15 protein-coding genes are annotated in these 18,358 nt (G+C 66.4%); 7 read left to right on the forward strand and 8 right to left on the reverse strand.

Annotation, left to right across the window (positions count from 1 at the left end; translation table 11 throughout):
• The first annotated feature begins 316 nt into the window (after nt 1–316).
• Nucleotides 317–1,579 carry a urate hydroxylase PuuD gene (locus tag EF888_RS12635; protein ID WP_109758252.1) on the forward strand — a complete coding sequence of 421 codons (1,263 nt, stop codon included), beginning with the start codon at nt 317–319 and terminating at the stop codon, nt 1,577–1,579.
• Between the two features lie 82 nt (nt 1,580–1,661).
• Nucleotides 1,662–2,219, forward strand: coding sequence for a lipid-binding SYLF domain-containing protein (locus EF888_RS12640; protein WP_109758251.1), 558 nt, complete (start codon nt 1,662–1,664; stop codon nt 2,217–2,219).
• A gap of 244 nt (nt 2,220–2,463) precedes the next feature.
• Here the strand turns inward: EF888_RS12640 and EF888_RS12645 are convergent, their stop codons facing one another.
• Nucleotides 2,464–3,336 carry an NAD(P)-dependent oxidoreductase gene (locus EF888_RS12645; RefSeq protein ID WP_109758250.1) on the reverse strand — a complete coding sequence of 291 codons (873 nt, stop codon included), beginning with the start codon at nt 3,334–3,336 and terminating at the stop codon, nt 2,464–2,466.
• Nucleotides 3,337–3,489: 153 nt separating this feature from the next.
• On the opposite strand from EF888_RS12645, the gene EF888_RS12650 reads away from it, so the two are divergent.
• Nucleotides 3,490–5,949 carry a penicillin acylase family protein gene (locus tag EF888_RS12650; RefSeq protein WP_109758249.1) on the forward strand — a complete coding sequence of 820 codons (2,460 nt, stop codon included), beginning with the start codon at nt 3,490–3,492 and terminating at the stop codon, nt 5,947–5,949.
• Nucleotides 5,950–6,009: 60 nt separating this feature from the next.
• Here EF888_RS12650 and hflX read toward each other — a convergent pair whose 3' ends face one another.
• The 4 genes from hflX to trkA form a co-directional block, all read right to left on the reverse strand.
• Complete coding sequence (gene hflX, locus EF888_RS12655) at nt 6,010–7,287, reverse strand: GTPase HflX (protein WP_420902628.1); 1,278 nt, start codon at nt 7,285–7,287, stop codon at nt 6,010–6,012.
• Between the two features lie 2 nt (nt 7,288–7,289).
• Complete coding sequence (gene hfq / locus EF888_RS12660; protein ID WP_109758248.1) at nt 7,290–7,523, reverse strand: RNA chaperone Hfq; 234 nt, start codon at nt 7,521–7,523, stop codon at nt 7,290–7,292.
• Between the two features lie 139 nt (nt 7,524–7,662).
• Nucleotides 7,663–9,168: a TrkH family potassium uptake protein gene (locus tag EF888_RS12665; RefSeq protein ID WP_109758247.1), complete on the reverse strand. Its 1,506-nt coding sequence runs from the start codon at nt 9,166–9,168 to the stop codon at nt 7,663–7,665.
• Nucleotides 9,168–10,544 carry a Trk system potassium transporter TrkA gene (trkA, locus tag EF888_RS12670; RefSeq protein ID WP_109758532.1) on the reverse strand — a complete coding sequence of 459 codons (1,377 nt, stop codon included), beginning with the start codon at nt 10,542–10,544 and terminating at the stop codon, nt 9,168–9,170. The genes EF888_RS12665 and trkA overlap by 1 nt, the downstream gene beginning before the upstream one ends.
• A 211-nt stretch (nt 10,545–10,755) precedes the next feature.
• On the opposite strand from trkA, the gene EF888_RS12675 reads away from it, so the two are divergent.
• From EF888_RS12675 to EF888_RS12690, 4 genes are all read left to right on the forward strand, one after another.
• The gene (locus tag EF888_RS12675; protein WP_109758246.1) at nt 10,756–11,172 is read left to right on the forward strand and encodes a DUF7282 domain-containing protein; all 417 of its coding nucleotides are present in this window, start codon (nt 10,756–10,758) and stop codon (nt 11,170–11,172) included.
• Nucleotides 11,173–11,316: 144 nt separating this feature from the next.
• Nucleotides 11,317–11,859: a sigma-70 family RNA polymerase sigma factor gene (locus EF888_RS12680; RefSeq protein ID WP_109758245.1), complete on the forward strand. Its 543-nt coding sequence runs from the start codon at nt 11,317–11,319 to the stop codon at nt 11,857–11,859.
• Nucleotides 11,856–12,539: an anti-sigma factor gene (locus tag EF888_RS12685; protein ID WP_164721682.1), complete on the forward strand. Its 684-nt coding sequence runs from the start codon at nt 11,856–11,858 to the stop codon at nt 12,537–12,539. Before EF888_RS12680 ends, EF888_RS12685 begins: the two co-directional genes overlap by 4 nt.
• Before the next feature lie 229 nt (nt 12,540–12,768).
• Nucleotides 12,769–13,167, forward strand: a complete 399-nt coding sequence (locus EF888_RS12690; RefSeq protein WP_109758243.1) for a (R)-mandelonitrile lyase — start codon at nt 12,769–12,771, stop codon at nt 13,165–13,167.
• Nucleotides 13,168–13,174: 7 nt separating this feature from the next.
• Here EF888_RS12690 and ntrX read toward each other — a convergent pair whose 3' ends face one another.
• From ntrX to EF888_RS12705, 3 genes are all read right to left on the reverse strand, one after another.
• A complete protein-coding gene (gene ntrX / locus EF888_RS12695) occupies nt 13,175–14,599 on the reverse strand; it encodes a nitrogen assimilation response regulator NtrX (RefSeq protein ID WP_109758242.1) in 1,425 nt (474 codons plus the stop codon).
• Nucleotides 14,600–14,612: 13 nt separating this feature from the next.
• Complete coding sequence (locus tag EF888_RS12700) at nt 14,613–16,874, reverse strand: sensor histidine kinase NtrY-like (RefSeq protein WP_109758241.1); 2,262 nt, start codon at nt 16,872–16,874, stop codon at nt 14,613–14,615.
• Nucleotides 16,875–16,976: 102 nt separating this feature from the next.
• A complete protein-coding gene (locus EF888_RS12705) occupies nt 16,977–18,344 on the reverse strand; it encodes a response regulator (protein WP_109758240.1) in 1,368 nt (455 codons plus the stop codon).
• Between the last annotated feature and the right edge of the window lie 14 nt (nt 18,345–18,358).

Genomic DNA, 18,358 nt, shown 5'->3' on the forward strand with positions numbered 1-18,358 from the left:
TGCGAAGACAGCATGCCTCCGCGATAAATCTTGCCCGCCGGGCCAAAGGCCCGCGGGTGTTGCGGTCAGAGTGCGCCCGGGCCGTATTGACCCGTCGCTGCCTCCACGCGTGATGTCGGATGCATCGAACGCGACACCTGATCGGCCGACTTGGGCCACCTGCTCACGCGGCAGGGCGTCTGCGTTCGAGGGACACATGGCGTCACTCTGCGCCCCTGTCAAGCGCCGCGTTGCAGCGAGGCCGGCCTCACGCCGCCCTTGTCATCCCCATGCCGCATGCGTCACATGACACCCGAGCATCAGCGGAGAGCCGCCCATGACCGACATCGCCATTCTCTGGGACTGGTTCGAATTCGCCGTGCGCTGGCTGCACGTCGTGACGGCCATCGCCTGGATCGGCTCGTCCTTCTACTTCATCGCCCTCGATCTTGGCCTGAACCGAGACGTGCCCGGCCCGGCGGACGGCGAGGAATGGCAGGTCCACGGCGGCGGCTTTTACCATATCCAGAAATACATGGTCGCGCCCGCCGCGATGCCCGAGCACCTGACGTGGTTTAAGTGGGAGAGCTACTGGACATGGATATCCGGCGCAGCACTCCTGATGATCGTCTACTGGGTCGGCGGCGAACTTTACCTGATCGAGCCGTCCAAGGCCGATCTGACACTCTGGCAAGGCATCCTGATCTCCGCCGCGAGCCTCAGCATCGGCTGGCTTGTCTATGATTTCCTGTGCAAATCATCTCTCGGCGAGCGTCCGACGACGCTGATGCTCCTGCTCTTCGCCATGCTTGTCGGGATGAGCTGGGGCTATCACCAGATCTTCACCGGCCGAGCGGCGCTCCTGCATCTCGGCGCCTTCACGGCGACGATCATGACGGCCAACGTCTTCTTCATCATCATGCCGAACCAGAGGATCGTCGTCGCCGACCTGAAGGCCGGACGCACGCCCGATCCGAAGTACGGCAAGATCGCCAAGCTGCGCTCGACCCACAACAACTACCTGACGCTGCCGGTCGTCTTCCTGATGCTGTCCACTCACTATCCGCTGGCCTTCGGAACCCGCTTCTCCTGGGCCATCGCGGCGCTTGTGTTCCTGATGGGCGTCACCATCCGCCACTGGTTCAACACCCGCCATGCCCGGAGAGGAAATCCCCATTGGACCTGGGCGGTTACAGTGGTGATCTTCATCCTGATCGCCTGGCTCTCGACTGCGGGCAACGGCGAGACGGTCGAGGCGGCCGAGGCGCGCGCCCTGACGCCGTCCGAGGCACGCTTCACGCAAGTCGCCGAGTGGGAGGAGGCCGAAAGCGTCGTCATGGGCCGCTGCTCGATGTGCCATGCCCGCGAGCCGGTGTGGGAGGGGATCCTGCAGCCGCCCAAGGGTGTCGTGCTCGAGACGCCGGGCGACATCGCGCGCCATGCCCGGCAGGTCTATCTCCAGGCGGGCCTCAGCCACGCCATGCCTCCCGCGAACATCACGGGGATGGAGCCTGCCGACCGCGCCGCCCTCGTCGCATGGTATCGCGCCGCGAGGTCAGGAGGTGAGACCGATGGTCCGCCGCACCACTATGGAGGGTGACTCTGTCCGCGCCCTCCCCTATACTTTGCGGCGAACGGCCAGATAAGGCCGTCGTTCGAGGTTCAATAAAAGGGCAGACCCCATGACACGCATTTCCCGCCGCGCCCTCCTGATGGGCGCCGCCGCGGCGCTGGCGCTTTCCGCCTGCGGCAACGGCATCGGCAGCCAGGGCGGCGCCAACATCGACGCCCGCGTCGACGCGACGCTCGGCTATCTCGAGAACAACTATCCCGGCACGCGAGACCTCCAGGCCAAGTCCGTCGGCATGCTCGTCATGCCGCTGGTGACCGAGGCGAGCCTCGGGTTCGGCGGCTCCTATGGTCGCGGCGCCCTACGCGTGAACGGGATCACGGTCGACTACTACTCGGCGGCGCAGGCCAGCTTCGGCTTCCAGATCGGCGCGCAGCAGTATGCGCACGTCCTCTACTTCATGACCGAGGAAGCGCTGGCCGAGTTCCGGGCCTCCTCCGGATGGGCCGCCGGCGCGGACGTGAAATACGCGATGAACGACCGGGGCGGGAACCTTTCCGCCGACACGACGACGGTCCTCGCTCCCGTGATCGCGGTCGTCTTCGGGCAGGCCGGGCTCATCGCGGGCGCCTCTGTCGAGGGCACCAAGTACTCGCGCATCATCCCCTGATCCGGGCGGCGGAGGGGGCTCTGCCCCCGCCGCGCTTCGCGCGTCTCCCCCGGGATATTTGCGGGACCGATGATAACGCCTCGTTTACCGTGACGTGTCATCGGAGAGGGGCGGTACAGGCGGGGACGCCGATGACCGCGACCGGTGAAAACCGAACGGCCCGTCCCCGATCCGGGGCGGGCCGTTGCTTTCATCGGTCCCGAAATATCCCGGGGAGCGCGAGGGACAGCGCCCCTCGCCCGCGTCACCCGAGCTTGCGCAGGCGCTTGAGCAGGCTCGACGTGTCCCACCTGCCGCCGCCCATCTTCTGGACGTCCTTGTAGAACTGGTCGACGAGGGCCGTGACCGGAAGGCTCGCACCCGTCTCGTCGGCGGTGTCGAGGCAGATGCCCAGGTCCTTCCGCATCCAGTCGACCGCGAAGCCGTGCTCGAAATGATCGTCGAGCATGGTTTCGAAACGGTTCGACATCTGCCAGGACCCGGCCGCGCCCTGGCTGATGACCTCGACCACCGCGCGGCCGTCGAGGTCGGCCTTCTCGGCGAAGTGAAGCGCTTCGGAGAGGCCCTGCACCAGCCCGGCGATGGCGATCTGGTTGCACATCTTCGTCACCTGTCCGGCACCCGATCCCCCGATCCGCCGGCAGATCTTGGCATAGGTCTGCATCACCGGTTCGGCGCGGTCGTAGGCGCCCTGATCGCCGCCGCACATGATAGAAAGCTGACCCTTCTCGGCCCCCGCCTGTCCGCCCGAGATCGGGGCGTCCACGAAGGAGAGGTTCTTCTTGTCGGCCTCGGCGTAAAGCTCCCTCGTTACCTTGGCGCTGACCGTGGTGTGGTCGACGAAGATGGCGCCCGACTTCATACCCGCGAAAGCGCCGTCGGGGCCGAGACAGACCGAGCGGAGGTCGGCGTCGTTACCGACACAGGCCATGACGAACTCGGCACCCTGTGCCGCCTCGCGGGGCGTCCTCGACGCCGTGCCGCCGTGCTTCGACGCCCAGTCTTCGGCTTTCGAGAAGGTCCGGTTGTAGACCGTCACCTCGTAGCCTCCCGCCTTTAGGTGCCCCGCCATGGGAAAGCCCATGACCCCAAGTCCCAGAAACGCGATTTTCGTCATGGCATCCTCCCGGCTTCACGCCTATCCTGCCCCCGACCTATCGAACCCTCAGGCGCAGTCAATAGCGCCGGGCCAACGCGGACAGGCGCGCATGACCATTCGTCTTGCCCGACAGGCGACGACCGCCGCCCCTCGCCCGTCAAGGGTCGCCTGATGCTGCGCCTTTTCCGCTGGCTGTTGCGCATCGTGACGGGCATCCTCGCCCTCGTCCTGCTCGCGGCCGTCGTGCTCTACTGGTTCTTCTCGCGCTCGATCCCGGAGTATTCGGGAACGCTGACCGTCGCCGGCATCTCGGCGCCGGTCGAGATCGTGCGGGACAACGCCGACGTCCCCCATATCTTCGGGGCAACGGACGAGGACGTCTACTTCGGGCTCGGACTTGCTCATGCCCAGGACCGGCTGTGGCAGATGACCATGCTGCGGCGCACCGCACAGGGCCGGCTGTCCGAGATCTTCGGCGCGCGGACCGCGAAGGTCGACGAGTTGCTGCGGCGCTTCGACCTCTACGCCCTGTCGGTGAAGTCGCTCGAGGCCCAGGACGACTATACCCGGACCGCGCTTGCCGCCTATGCCCGGGGCGTCAACGCCTGGCTCGAGGAGGTCAATACCGGCGCGCGCGGTCGCGGCGCGCCCGAGTTCTGGCTGTTCGAGCCGTCGATCGCCCCCTGGCAGCCGGCCGACAGCATCGTCATCGGCAAGCTCATGGCCCTGCAACTGTCGGGCCATCTCCAGACCGAGGTGCTTCGCGCGCGGGTCTCGCAGATGCTGCCCGACGAGCGTCTGGCCGACATCCTGCCCGACACGCCGGGGCCGGGCGTGGCCGCCCTGCCCGAATACGCCTCGCTCTTCGACGCGCCCCTGCCGACCTATGCCCAGGTGACCTGGCCGGATCGACTGTCGCCGGTCGCACCCCGTGGAATGGCGGGCGCGTCCAACGTCTGGGCCGCGGCGCCCTTCCGCTCGGCGGCCGGTGGGACCCTTCTGGCGAACGATCCCCACCTCGAACTTACGGCGCCCTCGATCTGGTATCTGGCCCGCTTGGAACTGGCCACGGGCGGGGTGATCGGCGGCACGATTCCCGGCGCTCCCGTGGTTCTGGTGGGCCGTTCGGAAAATCTGGGATGGGGCCTGACCTCGTCCTATGCCGACGATCAGGACGTGTTCATCGAGAAGCTGAACCCCGACAACCCCGAGGAGGTTCTGACGCCCTCGGGCTGGAAGAAGATGGCGGAGCGCACCTCGCTCATCACGATCAAGGACGCGGATCCGATCACCCTCACGCTGCGCTGGACCGACAACGGTCCGGTCCTGCCGGGCTCGCACTACGACCTCGCGGCGGTGACGCCGAGAGGTCATGTGGCGTCGCTTGGATGGACGGCACTTGGACCGACCGACACCTCGGTGCAGGCGCTTCTCGGCGTGATGCGCGCCGGCACGGTCGACGAGGCGCTGGAGGCCGGACAGGCCTTCGTCGCGCCGCCCCAGAACCTGACGGTCGTCGACAGCGAGCGGATCGCGATGAAGGTGATCGGCGCGCTGCCGCGCCGCGCCGCGCGTCACCAGACCCAGGGACGGATGCCCGCTCCCGGCTGGCTGGCCGAGAACCGCTGGCAGGGGCGGCTGTCGGACGCATCCAACCCCGAGTTCGTCGACCCCGAGGGCGGCATCCTCGGCAACACCAACAACAAGGTCATCGACCGTCCCTTCCCGCTCCACATGTCGTTCGACTGGGGGGACACGCAGCGCATCCAGAGGTGGGAGCGCCTGATGCAGTCGCGCGAGGTCCACACCCGCGAGAGCTTCATCGAGGCGCAACTCGATACCGTGTCGATCACGGCGCGCACGCTTCTGCCGCTTGTCGCCCGCAACCTGTGGTTCACCGGAGAAGCGGCCGCCGAGGGCACACCCGAACGCCGGCGCCGGGATGCGCTGGACCTGCTGGCGGGCTGGAACGGCGAGATGAACGAGCACCTGCCCGAGCCGCTGATCTACATGGCGTGGATGCGGCGGCTTCAGGACCGGCTGATCCGCGACGAACTCGGCACCCTGGCCGACGCCTTCCCGCATCTCGAGCCGATCTTCGTCGAGCGCGTGTTCCGCAACCGCGACGGGGCCTCGGTCTGGTGCGACGTGATCCAGTCGGCGCCGGAGGAGACCTGCACCGACATAGCGCGGCTGGCGCTCGACGACGCGCTCGTCTGGATCGACGAAACCTACGGTCAGTCGCTCGAGTCGCTCAGGTGGGGCGACGCGCACGAGGCCACACACGACCATCCTGTCCTCGGTGACGTGGGCTGGTTCTCGTGGCTGGTGAACATCCGGCAGTCGACGAGCGGGGGCGACCACACACTCTTGCGCGGGCTGACGTCGGGGCGCGATCCGAACCCGTTCCAGAACACCCACGGCGCGGGCTACCGGGGCGTCTACGACTTCGCCGACCCCGACAGTTCGGTCTTCGTGATCTCTACGGGGCAGTCGGGCCACCCGCTGTCGCGGCATTACGACGATCTGGGCGAGTTGTGGCGGCGAGGGGAATACATCCCGATGACGCTCGACCCCGACCTGGCTCGCGCCGGAGCCGAAGGGATAACGCGGCTCGAACCTGCAGAGTAAGGGGCGCTGCCCCTCGGCCCCTTGGGGTCTCACCCCGAAGTGGTTTCCGACAGTACAATCTCAGAGCTGTGCGAAGCGGGCCGCCTGGATCGCGGACCACGACACGTCCAGCCGCCATCCGTCCTCGGTCTCGTCCTCGTTCGTCACGACGCCCTGCTCATAGAGCCAGGCCCGCTTGCGGCCATCGTCGTGCGGGATGTCCAGGCGCTCTTGCCGGCGGCCTTCGTCGAGGGCGGCCTCGACAATCGGCAACAGGGTGGAAAGGCCGTCGTCGGTCAGCGCCGAGGTGACGATGGTGTCCTCGCGCCGTTCGGCCGCGGTGCGCAGGGGCTCCTGCGCCTCGGGCGGCAGGCGGTCGATCTTGTTCCATACCTCGATCATCCGGCGATCCTGACCGACCCCCAGGTCGGACAGAACCGAGAGGACATCCTCGCGCTGCTCTTCGGTCTGGGGATGCGAGATGTCGCGGACGTGGAGGATGATGTCGGCGGCCAGCACCTCTTCGAGGGTGGCGCGGAAGGCGGCAACGAGCTGCGTCGGCAGGTCCGAGATGAAGCCCACTGTGTCGGAGAGGATCGCGGGCCGGCCCGAAGGCAACTTCGCCAACCGCATCGTGGGATCGAGCGTGGCGAACAGCATGTCCTTCGCCAGAACGTCGGCTCCAGTGAGGCGGTTGAAGATCGTCGACTTGCCGGCGTTCGTATAGCCCACAAGCGCCACGATCGGGAACGGCACCTTGGCGCGCGCCGCCCGGTGCAGCGCGCGGGTCTTCACTACCTTCTCGAGCTGGCGCTTCAGACGCACGAGCTGGTCGTCGATGGCGCGGCGGTCGGCCTCGATCTGGGTTTCGCCGGGGCCTCCGACGAAGCCCAGCCCGCCACGCTGACGTTCGAGGTGGGTCCAGGCGCGGACAAGCCTGGTGCGCTGGTAGCTGAGCGCGGCCATCTCGACCTGGAGAACACCTTCGCGCGTCGCGGCGCGGTCCGAGAAGATCTCGAGGATCAGCCCGGTCCGGTCGAGAAGCTTGACCGACCATTCCTTTTCGAGGTTGCGCTGCTGCACGGGGGTAACCGGCCCATCCACCAGAACGAGCTCGACTTCGTCCGCCTTGATGCGCGCCGCAAGCTCCTCGACCTTGCCGGTGCCGAACAGCTTGCCCGGCTGCGGCTTCTTCAGCCGAATGACCTCCGCACCCACGACCTGAAGCCCAGGCAAGGCAGCGGCAAGCGCCACGGCCTCGTCCAGGGCATAGCCGGCATCGCGCCGGTCAGGATTGCCGGTGATGTCGGGATGAAGGACGAGCGCCCGAGTAATGGACCGACCGTCCGCGTTCTCCACCCCTATTCTTCACCTTCATAGAGCGAGATCGGCTGTGCCGGCATGATGGTGGAAATCGCGTGCTTGTAGACAAGCTGCGACTGACCGTCCCTGCGCAGCAAAACGCAGAAATTGTCGAACCAGGTGATGACGCCCTGGAGTTTGACGCCGTTGATGAGGAAAATCGTTACGGGAACCTTCGTCTTCCTGACGTGGTTCAGAAATGCGTCCTGCAAATTCTGTCTGTCCGAAGCCATGTTTCATAGCCTTCTTATTGCGGCCGTTGATCGACCGACCCTTCGTGGTGATGGGATATTACGGACAGATTCGCCATGTGCCACCCCCAATTGAGATCGCGGGGGCCGGTTTATGGTGGATTTGCCTCGTCTTGCGGCATCAACGCCAGAATTCCGGGTTGAGAAGCGCGATAATCGCGAGCGCTTCGAGCCGGCCGAGGATCATGGCGGCGCACATGATGCCCTTCGTCGCTTCGGAGTAGGCCGCCAGATCGATCGGCTCTCCACCCGCCACTGCGGTCAGAGGACCAGTCGTCGAGAGCGTCGCGATGGTCAGGATCATCGCCTCTTCGAAGCCCATGCGACCGACGAGGGTGAAGGCTCCCACCACCAGCGCGATCGAGATGGCGAAGAGCATGAAGAACACCCAGGCCGCATAGGCGCCCTGACGCCGGAAGCGCCGCCCGTGCCGTCCCGAGCCGCCGACCGAGCGGGGGTGGACGAGCTTTTCCATCTCGCGGAGGCCGTGCTGGTAGAGCGAGAACACGCGGAGGAGCTTGACACCGCCCGCCGTGGTGGCAACGCCCCCGCCGAAGACGGCGAGCCCGACGAGAAGAACGCCCGGCGAACTTACCCCCGACCAAAGCTGCGCCGTGTCCCAGTCGGCGGCGACGAAGCCGGTCGTCGTCAGGAAGGACAGCACGGTGAAAAGCGCGCCCCAGACGCTGCGCAGGCCCTCGAGCACCCGAAGCTCGGTCCCGTCTTCAAAGCTGACGACCCAGTGGCGCAGGAAAAGAAGGACGGCAAGCGTCCCGGTGATCGCGAGGCCCAGTCGGATCTCGGGGTCGTTCCAGAGGCTTCGAACGCCGTCCGGGCGCTCCTCCGATACAAAAGTCACGCGCGACAGGGCGAAGATCAGAAAGAGGAAGACGATGAACTCGCCGACATAGCCCGATCCGGCTGGTTCGAGACCGCCCAGCACCGAAATGCCCGAAGTCGAGAGTGTCGACATCGAATGTACCAGGCCCACGATGGCGCGGTCGCCTGAGACGACAAGCGCGATCCAGAGGGCGACCGTCAGACCCAGATAGACCGGAAACAGCCGCGCTCCCACGCGCCGGATGCGCTCGGACGGCTCGGCGGTGCGGCGGCTTTCGCGCGCGCCCTGCCCGATCTCGGCGGCCGAGGTCAGTTCGAACCCGCCCAGGTTCAGGGGCGCCATGATCGCGATGGCCGTGACCCAGACGAAGAAGCCGCCCATCCAACCGACCATCGCGCGCCAGAAGTGGACCGCGTCAGGCAGGCGCTCGGGCGCGAAAAGCGTGGCGCCCGTCGTCGTCAGGCTCGACACCATCTCGACATAGGCGTTGAGGAATGTCGTGTCTGGGACCGCCTCCGAGAAGGGCACCGCCAGCATCACGGGCAGCACGGCATAACACGCCACGATCGAGATCAGGTGGCTTCGACCCTGTCGGCGGATCCGGATGTTGGCCGTGGCCAGCGCGACCATGCCGAACAGCATCGAGAAAAGCACCGATGGATAGAAGAACGCCCGCGCCGTCTCGTTGTCGTTGACGACCGAGGCATAGACGGCAGGCACCATCATCGCGGCGGCGCCGATCCCCATGAGGATGACGATGAAAGGCAGGTCGTAAAAGCGGCTCATCAGAAGAAGTCGATCGAGACCTGGAACAGGCGCTCGACCTCGGGGACGTCGGCGGCGAGCGCGAAGACGACGATGACGTCTCCTTCGTCGATCCTCAGATCGCCCGTGGGCTTCACCACCTCGCCGTTCTTCATCACCGCGCCGACCAGCACGCCCTCGGGGAATTCGATGTCGCGGATCAGGCGCCCGGCCAAAGGCGAGGGCGAGAGGATCTGCGCCTCGATCACCTCGGCCTCGGCGTCGCCGATGGAATAGACGCTGCGCACCCGCCCGTGCCGGATGTGCCGCAGGATCGAGCTTACCGTGGTGGCCCGCGGGTTGATGTAGGCGTCGATGGCCAGAGGCTCCATCAGCGGGATCAGCGTCGGATCGTTGATGAGCGCAATGGCCATGGGGCAGCCCAGCTGCTTGGCGCGCACGCTGGCCAGAAGGTTGGTGTTGTCGTCGTCGGTCACGGCGAGGATGGCGTCGGCCCGGTCGATCCCTGCCTCGTTCAGCAGGTCCATGTTCATGCCGTCGCCATGCAGGACGATGGTCCGCTCCAGCGCGTCTGCGGCGCGTTCGGCGTTGAAGCGGTTCTTCTCGATCACGCGGGCGCGCAACCGTTCGGCCCGCCCTTCCAGCGCGCGGGCGACGGCGAGGCCGACGTTGCCGCCGCCAAGGATCACGACGCGCTCCTGACGGTGGACCGTCTTGCCGAAGATCTCGAAGGTCCGATTGATGTCCTGGAAGTGGGCCATCACGTAGACCTGGTCGTCGGGAAAGAGCTGATCGCCCGGCTCGGGCGCGAACAGCTTGCCGTTGCGACGTACGCCGACCACGATCGCCCGAAGCGTCGAGAACAGATCGGTGAGCTGCCGCAGGGGCGTGTTCACCACCGGGCAGTTCTCGTCGAGCTGGATGCCCAGAAGCTGCGCCTTGCCCTCGAGGAACATCTCGGTGTCGAAAGCCGCGGGCGCGTTCAGGCGGCGAAGGGCGGCCTCGGCCACTTCGCGTTCGGGCGAGATCACCACGTCGATCGGCATGTGGTCGCGGCGGTAGAGGTCGGAGTAGATCGCCGTCAGGTAGCTTTGCGCGCGAAGCCGCGCGATCTTGCGTGGCACCTCGAAGATCGAGTGGGCGACCTGGCAGGTGACCATGTTCACCTCATCCGAATAGGTCGCGGCGATGATCATGTCCGCGTCGCGGGCGCCGGCCCGCTCCAGCACGTCGGGATAGCTGGCGTGGCCCGCGATCCCCTGGACGTCGAGCGCATCGGTCGCGCGGCGCACCAGTTCGGCGTTGTTGTCGACGACGGTGACGTCGTTCCTTTCGCCGGAAAGGTGCCGCGCGATCTGCCAGCCGACCTGGCCCGCGCCGCAGATGATGACCTTCATGAAGGGCCCCTTGCCGCCTTCCGTCGCGCCTCTGTCGCATGAGGCGGTGCGGCGATCAAGCGTACAAAGCCGGATGGCCTCGCGAGCTTCGAAAATTTCCGCCATTTTTCAGTTAGTTGCGGTAGCGGGCGCGGCATTTGCGCTGGCACGCGAAACTCTGGCGCGCCGTGGGGCGTGGGTAGGACAGTGAATGAAAACGGAGGAACCGTACATGAAGACCCTTTCGATCGCCGCACTTGCCCTCGCCGCCTCGACCGGCATCGCGCTGGCCGCAGCCCATGCCATGAACCCCGCCGTCATGGCGGCCGATCAGGACGTGTCGAACGGCATCGTCTCGGCTGACATGATCACCGCGACCGAGAACGGATGGCTGGTCGTTCACCGCACCGACGCCGAGATGAAGCCTGGCCCCGTCGTGGGCTATGCGCCCCTGCGCGCCGGTGAGAACACCGACGTCGCCGCCATCCTTCAGGAAGAGGTGGCCCCCGGCGACATGCTTATGCTCATGGTCCACTCGGAAGCGGGCGGCATGTCGACCGGCGTCTTTGAATATACGCTCGGCGCCACGGAAGACGGCCCGATCCGCGTCGACGACCAACTCGTGATGCAGGTCATCACCGCTCAGTAACTGAAAACCATCTTCGCGGGCGGTTCCGGCACGGCTGGAACCGCCCGCAAGATTCCGGGCCGGCAGCCGCCATGACGGTTGCGCCCCCCCGAAGTCCAAGGCACCCTCTCGCAAGACGCGGCGGTACGAAGGAACGGGCCGAACATGACCCCACAGGATCGGATCGAAGCCCTGATCGCCCGCGTGGCACTGGGAGAAAGAGCGGCATTTTCAGACCTTTATGACGCGACGAGCGGGAAACTTCTCGGCGTTTGCCTGCGTGTGTTAAACGACCGTGCAGCAGCCGAGGATGCCATGCAGGACGCCTACGTCAAAATCTGGAAGAAGGCCGACCGTTACCAGGTCAACGGCCTTTCGCCGATGACGTGGCTCATCACCATCGCGCGCAACACCGCCATCGACCGGCTGCGTGCGCGGCGGCCCGAATCCGCGACCGAGGCGATGCTCGATACCCTTCCCTCGCCCCGCCGCTCGCCGGAAGGGGATGTCATCGCGGCGTCCGAGGCGCAGCGCATCGTCGACTGCATGGACGAATTGGCCGAGGACCGCCGCGCGGCGGTTACCGGCGCCTATCTGAACGGCCAGAGCTATGCCGACCTGGCGTCGCGCTTTGACGTGCCGCTCAACACCATGAGAACATGGCTGCGCCGCAGCCTGATCTCGCTGAGGGAGTGCCTGTCCCGATGATGCCCTCCGACCTTCCGGAAGATGACGCGATCCTCGCGGCGGAACTGGCGCTCGGCCTGCTCGACGGGGACGAGGCCCGCGCCGCCGAGGCACGCGCGCTGACCGAACCGGCCTTCGCCCAGGAGGTGACCTTCTGGCAGGCACGTCTTGCCGATCTGGCCTCCGACGTCGCCCCGGTTCAACCGTCTGCCGCCGCACGCCGCCAACTCCTCGCCCGTGTCTTCGGGCAGGAGCAGAAGCAGGGATGGCTGGCCCGCGCCGGGTTCTGGCAGGCTACTGCCGCCGCCTCGCTCGCCCTCGCCGCCGTCCTTGGATACGAAGTCGCCACTCAGGTGCGCGTGCCGATCCTCTATGCCACCGTGCTCACCTCGGAGGATGGCGCGCTTCGGGTCCTCGCCGTCTACGACAGCGTCACGGGGCACATCCGCGTCACGCGCACGGACGGCTCTGCCGCACCGGGCCGCGACCTGGAGCTTTGGGCGATTGCGGACGGCGAGGCGCCCGTCCCTGTAGGCCTTCTGCCCGACGACGCCGCCCGAGCCGGCTACGAGGTTCCCGAAGCCGTCCGCAGCGCGCTCGAAGGCGTGACGCTCGCAATCTCGGACGAACCCGACGGCGGTTCCCCGACGGGCCAGCCCACGGGAGAGATCCTCTCGGCGGCAGGCGTCGAGGAAATCTGACCGACGCATGAAACCCGGGCGCGCCGTCTCCCGTGACTCCTCTGGGGTCGGGACTGCGAACCCGTCCCTGCATGTGCGAGTGCCCCCTGTCCCCTGGCAGGGGCGTCCCCTGGCGGCGTCTTTGCCCGGTGTCTTTGGTTCCTCCGAAGGCGTCGGGTCGCCGGGGGACGGAATAAGCCGTCGCGCCTTCCCGCTTCAGCGTCTAGGGTTCCCGGAAACGGAGGACCGCATGAAGATCACCCGCAACGGCACAAACCCCTCACGTCCCGGCCCGGCCGAGTATTTCACCGGCACCGTCCGCTTCGACACACCGTTCGAGACCGAGGCCCCGGCCCGCGTCTCGGGACTGACCGTCACCTTCGAGCCCGGCGCGCGGACGGCGTGGCACACGCATCCCTACGGCCAGACACTGATCGTGACGGCAGGTGTGGGCTGGGCCTGCACCGAGGGCGGCACGCGCGAGGAGATCCGTCCGGGCGACGTCGTCTGGTTCTCGCCCGACACGCGTCATTGGCACGGAGCGACGGACCAGACCGCCATGACCCACATCGCCATCGCCGAGGCCCGCGACGGAAGCCGCGTGACCTGGGAGGAGCATGTCTCGGACGAGGATTACCTGAGGGGCTGAGCGCCCCTCAAGCGTCCTCTTCCAGGTCCGCCTCCTCGTCCAGCACGCTTGCGATGCGGGCGCCCGAGCGGGACGAGGTCACGACGTTCAGCGACTTGAGCTTGCGGTGCAGCGCAGACCGCTCCATGCCGACGAAGCCCGCCGTGCGGCTGATGTTGCCGCCGAAGCGGTTGATCTGCGTGAGCAGGTATTCGCGCTCGAACAACTCCCGCGCCTCGCGCAGGGGCAGCGTGGCGAGGCTTCCCGACAGCACGACACGGCCTTCCTCGGAAGACTCGGGCGGCGTCTCGGACGGGATCTCGGAGGCCTGAATGTCGCCCCTGTCGCCGCCAAGGATCAGGACGCGCTCGATGACGTTCTTGAGCTGTCTCACATTGCCGGGCCAGCCCATGGTCTGAAGCATCGTCACGGCCTCTTCCGACAGTTTCCGAAGCGGAAGACCCTGCGCCTTGTTGAAGCTGTGGATGAAATGCGTGGCGAGTTCGGGGATGTCCTCGCGCCGTTCGGCCAGCGCCGGCACGTCGATCGGCACCACGTTCAGTCGATGGAACAGCTCCTGGCGGAAGGTGCCGCTCTCGACCTCGGCCTCGAGGTTGCGCGTGGTGGACGAAATCACGCGCAGGTCGACCCGCACCTTGTCGCCGCCGCCGACGCGCTGAAACTGCTGTTCGGTCAGGACGCGCAGGATCTTGGACTGCGTTCCAAGCGGCATGTCGGCCACTTCGTCGAAGTAGATCACCCCGCCATGCGCCTGCTCCAGCAGACCCGGCTCGATCCCGCGGCCCGAGCTTTCACGGCCGAAGAGGACCTCCTCCATCCGCTCGGGCTCGATCGACGCCGAGTTGACGGTGATGAAGGGGCCGTCTGACCTCTCGGAGTGGGTGTGGATGTAGCGCGCGGCAATTTCCTTCCCCGCGCCCGACGGGCCGGTCAGCATCACGCGGCCGTTCGACTTCGTCACCTTGTCGAGCTGCGATTTGAGCGTGCGGAAGGCCGGCGACATGCCGATCATGTCCGTCGTCGTCACGTCCTTCCGTCGCAGTTCGGAGTTTTCGCGCCGAAGCCGCGACGTCTCCATCGCGCGGGTGATGACCACCATGAGCTGGTCGATGTTGAAGGGCTTCTCGATGAAGTCGTAGGCGCCCTGCTTGATCGCTGCGACCGCGATCTCGATGTTGCCGTGGCCCGAAATGATGATGATCGGCACATCCGGGTTGTCGCGCTTCACCGTCTTGAGGATGTCGATGCCGTCCATCCGGCTGTCCTTCAGCCAGATGTCGAGGATCATCAGCGCCGGCGGCTCCTTGTTCAGTTCGGCCATCGCGTCGTCCGATGTCCCGGCCAGACGAGTGGTGAACCCCTCGTCCTTGAGGATGTCCGAGATCAGTTCGCGGATGTCGCGTTCGTCGTCTACGATCAGAATGTCGCCCATCAGTGCATCTCCATCATTCGGCGACTTTCAGGTCGCCTGTCTGCTCGTCTTGTGCCGCAAGCGGCAAGGTTATCTCGGCCCGCGCGCCCACCTTGCCGGTGGCGTCGAGCGGCTCTGCATCGGTGAGGGTCAGCTTGCCGCCGTGTTCCTCGATGATCTTCTTGACGATCGGCAGCCCGAGGCCCGTGCCCTTGGCCCGCGTCGTCACGTATGGCTCGAACAGTCTCGACCGATCCTCGGGCAGCCCGATCCCGTTGTCCGAGACGGTGATATGCGCTGTTCCCTTGGAAGCGGTCAGCGAGACGTGGACGCGGGCCGTGTGACCTTCCGGCGTCTTTCCGCTTTCATGCAGGGATTCAATGGCTTCACCTGCGTTCTTGATGATGTTCGTCAGCGCCTGCCCGATCATCGTCGCGTCCAGCTCGGCAAGGACGGGATGGGTCGGAACGTCGGAGGTCATCCGCACCTCGCCCGCCGCCGCCTCCTGGAGTGTGACGGCGTCGCGTACGATCTGTGCGAGATCCTGAAGGCTCCGTTCGGGTTCGGGCATGCGGGCGAACTTGGAAAATTCGTCGACAATCCGCCGCAAATCCTCGGTCTGGCGCACGATGACATCGGTCAACTGACCCAAGGACTCGGACTGCTCGGCGCTGAGCGCATCGCGGAACTTGCGCTTGATGCGGCCCGCGGAAAGCTGGATCGGCGTCAGGGGGTTCTTGATCTCGTGCGCAATGCGGCGCGCGACGTCGCCCCAGGCCGCCAGGCGCTGCGCCGCCACCAGGTCGGTCACGTCGTCGAAGGCGATCACGTGGCCCTCGTCCTCGCCCTCGGCACCCTTTCGCGTCGCGATGCGAACGAGAAGGGTCTCGGCGATACCGTCGCGCGAGATGCGGATTTCCTCCTGCTCGACCGACCGCCCCGAGACCACGAGCCTGTCGAGAAGGCCGCCGAACTCGGGGACGGCGACGTTCAAATGGGCCGCCTGGACCTCCTCTCCGATCGCGAGAAGACGCTCGGCGGACCGGTTGACGAAGGTGATGCGACCCTGCGGATCGAGACCGATCACGCCCGCCGTGACGCTGGATAGCACGCTGTCAAAGAGCCGCCGCCGCGCCTCGATCTGCTGGTTGGTGTTCATCAGCGCGTCGCGCTGACCCTTCAACTGACGCGTCATCTGGTTGAACAGCCGCCCCAGCATGGCGATCTCGTCGTCGCCCGGCTCCTCGCGCACCTGCACGTCCAGGTCGCCCCCGCCGACACGCTGCGCCGCGCCTGCGAGCCGTCCGACGGGTCGGGCGAGCCTTTCGGCGAACCACAGCCCGACCCAGATCGCGGCGAGGATCAGGATGACCGCGAAGCCGAGGTAGAGAAGGCCGAACTCGAACACCAGCCGACCGCGTTCCCGCTCCAGCTGGTTATAGAGCTGGGCCGTCTCGGCTGCCTCGTCGAGAAGGCCGAGGATGCGACCGTCGACAGCGCGCGAGACGTAGAGGAAGCGGTCGGGAAAGGCGTCGAGGCGCACCAGCGCACGCAATTCGTCGGTGGCGAGGTCCTGGACCACCGCCGTCTCACCGGCGGCGGCCGTGGCCAGCGTCGCGGCGTCCGGCATCTCGAAGTCGAAGAGATAGGATCGTTCGCCCCGGGCCCGGATCTCGCCCGTCCCGTCGATCACGAAAGCCTCGCGCAGGCCACGCTGGATCAGGGCCTGCCCCTGTCCCAGAAGCTGCCGAAGCTCGCCGTCCGACACGAAGGCGGAACGCCGCCGCGCCGAATCCAGCACCTCGGCGAGCGCACCGACATCCTCGACCAGGTCGCGGCGCTGGTCTTCTTCATACGCCTCGGCAGCGGCGAGCGACGCTCCCACCACGCCCGACACGCGGTCCGAGAACCAGCCTTCGAGACCGACGTTGATGGTCATGCCTGCGAAGATGGCGACCAGCACCGTCGGAATAAGCGCGATCATCGCGAAGACGCCGGTCAGGCGCAGGTGGAGGCGAGATCCCGCCGAACGCGCGCGGCGCGCCGAAATCATGCCGGCGATGCGGATGCCGACGAGCGTGGCGACGACAAGTGCGTAAACGAGGTCCGCCATCAGAACGAGTCGCAGAGGCAAGGCCGTCGCCGCGCGGTCGAGCGGGCCGAGAACTGCGAAGGTCATCAGGACGAGAACCGGACCAAGCAGGACCAGCCCCAGACCCGCAGCATTAGAATAGCGCTGCAAGCGTCTGAGGTTGCTCACCTTTTCCCAGGTCAGCGCCCTGGCGCGAGACGTCACGCCGGTCTCCTGTATTCGCCTTGTCGCATAGTGCGACGACCGCCCATATTGTTCTGGACCGTGGGACCGGAGTCACGCATCGGCCACTGTTATGTTGCGGTTTTACATCAACTTGCGGCGGCGTGTCACGCGGATATCAAGGTCGGTGATCTTCTTGCGCAGCGTGTTCCGGTTGATGCCCAGAAGATCGGCACACTTCGCCTGGTTGCCCCCTGTCGCGTCGAGCGCGATGCCGATCAGCGGCGTTTCGACCTCGCGGAGGATGCGCTGGTAAAGGCCCGGCGGGGGAAGCTGGCCTCCGTGCAGGTCGAAATAGCGGCGCAGGTGCTTGGCGATCGAGGCCGAGAGCTTGTCGTCGTCGCTTCCCGTCAGCGGCTCTATCGCGGGCTGATTGCCCAGAACGAGCTCGATCTGGCTGCGCGAGACGGTGTCTTCTCCGCCGGTGAGCGCCAGACGGCGAATGGTATTTTCAAGCTGCCGGACGTTTCCCGGCCAGGAATAGGCTCGGATAAGGTCCATCGCCTCGGGACTGAACGTCCTCACCGGCAGGCCGTCACGCTCGGCCTTGGCCGCGAAGTGATCGGTCAGGGGCCGGATGTCCTCGACCCGCTCGCGCAACGACGGCACATTAAGCGCAACGCCAGAAAGACGGTAGAACAGGTCCTGCCGGAACTGTCCCTTTTCGAGCCGCGCGGCGAGGTCGGCCTGGCTTGTCGCCATGACGCGGGGGCCGCTGTCGCCGAAGCTGTCCAGCATCCGCACGATCCGCGCCTGTGCCTCTTCCGGCAGATCCGCCACCTCGTCGAACAGAAGCGTTCCGTTCCGCGTGCGGCTGATGAGGGTGGCCGGTCCCTCCATCGTCTCGAGGTCCTGGGCCGTCGCCACCACGAAGGGCAGCGTGCGCCTGTCCGACAGGTCGTGGATGGTGCGCGCGATCAGCGACTTGCCGGTGCCGCTTTCGCCCGTGATGAGGACAGGCAGGTCGGCGTTCATCACCCGCGCTATGAGCTGGTAGAGCGACTGCATCGCAGGCGTCCGACCGACGAGCGGCAGGTCGGAGGCGGTCTTTTCGGGCGACTTCGGCGCATTGGCCGACGGCGCGCGGCGCTTGACGTCCAAGGCGCGCCCTGCCCGCTTCATCAGGTCCGGCAGGTCGAATGGCTTCGGCAGATAGTCGTAGGCCTCGGCCTCGGTCGCCTGGATCGCGGTCATTATCGTGTTCTGGGCAGAAATCACGATCACGGGCAGGCCCGGACGCAGGGCGCTGATCTTCGGCAACTGGTCGAGCCCGTTGCCGTCCGGCATGATGACGTCCGAGATGACGAGGTCGCCTTTCCCTTCCTCGACCCACCGCATCAGCGTGACGAGCGACGAAGTCGCATGGACCTTGCAGCCCGCCCGCGTCAGGGCCTGGGTCAGGACCGTGCGGATCGTCCTGTCGTCGTCCGCCACCAGAATCGTGCCGTCCATGCTCTCAAACCTCC

Origin of the sequence: Silicimonas algicola (assembly GCF_003970735.1) — a bacterium.
In the GTDB taxonomy this organism is placed as follows: Bacteria; Pseudomonadota; Alphaproteobacteria; order Rhodobacterales; family Rhodobacteraceae; genus Silicimonas; species Silicimonas algicola.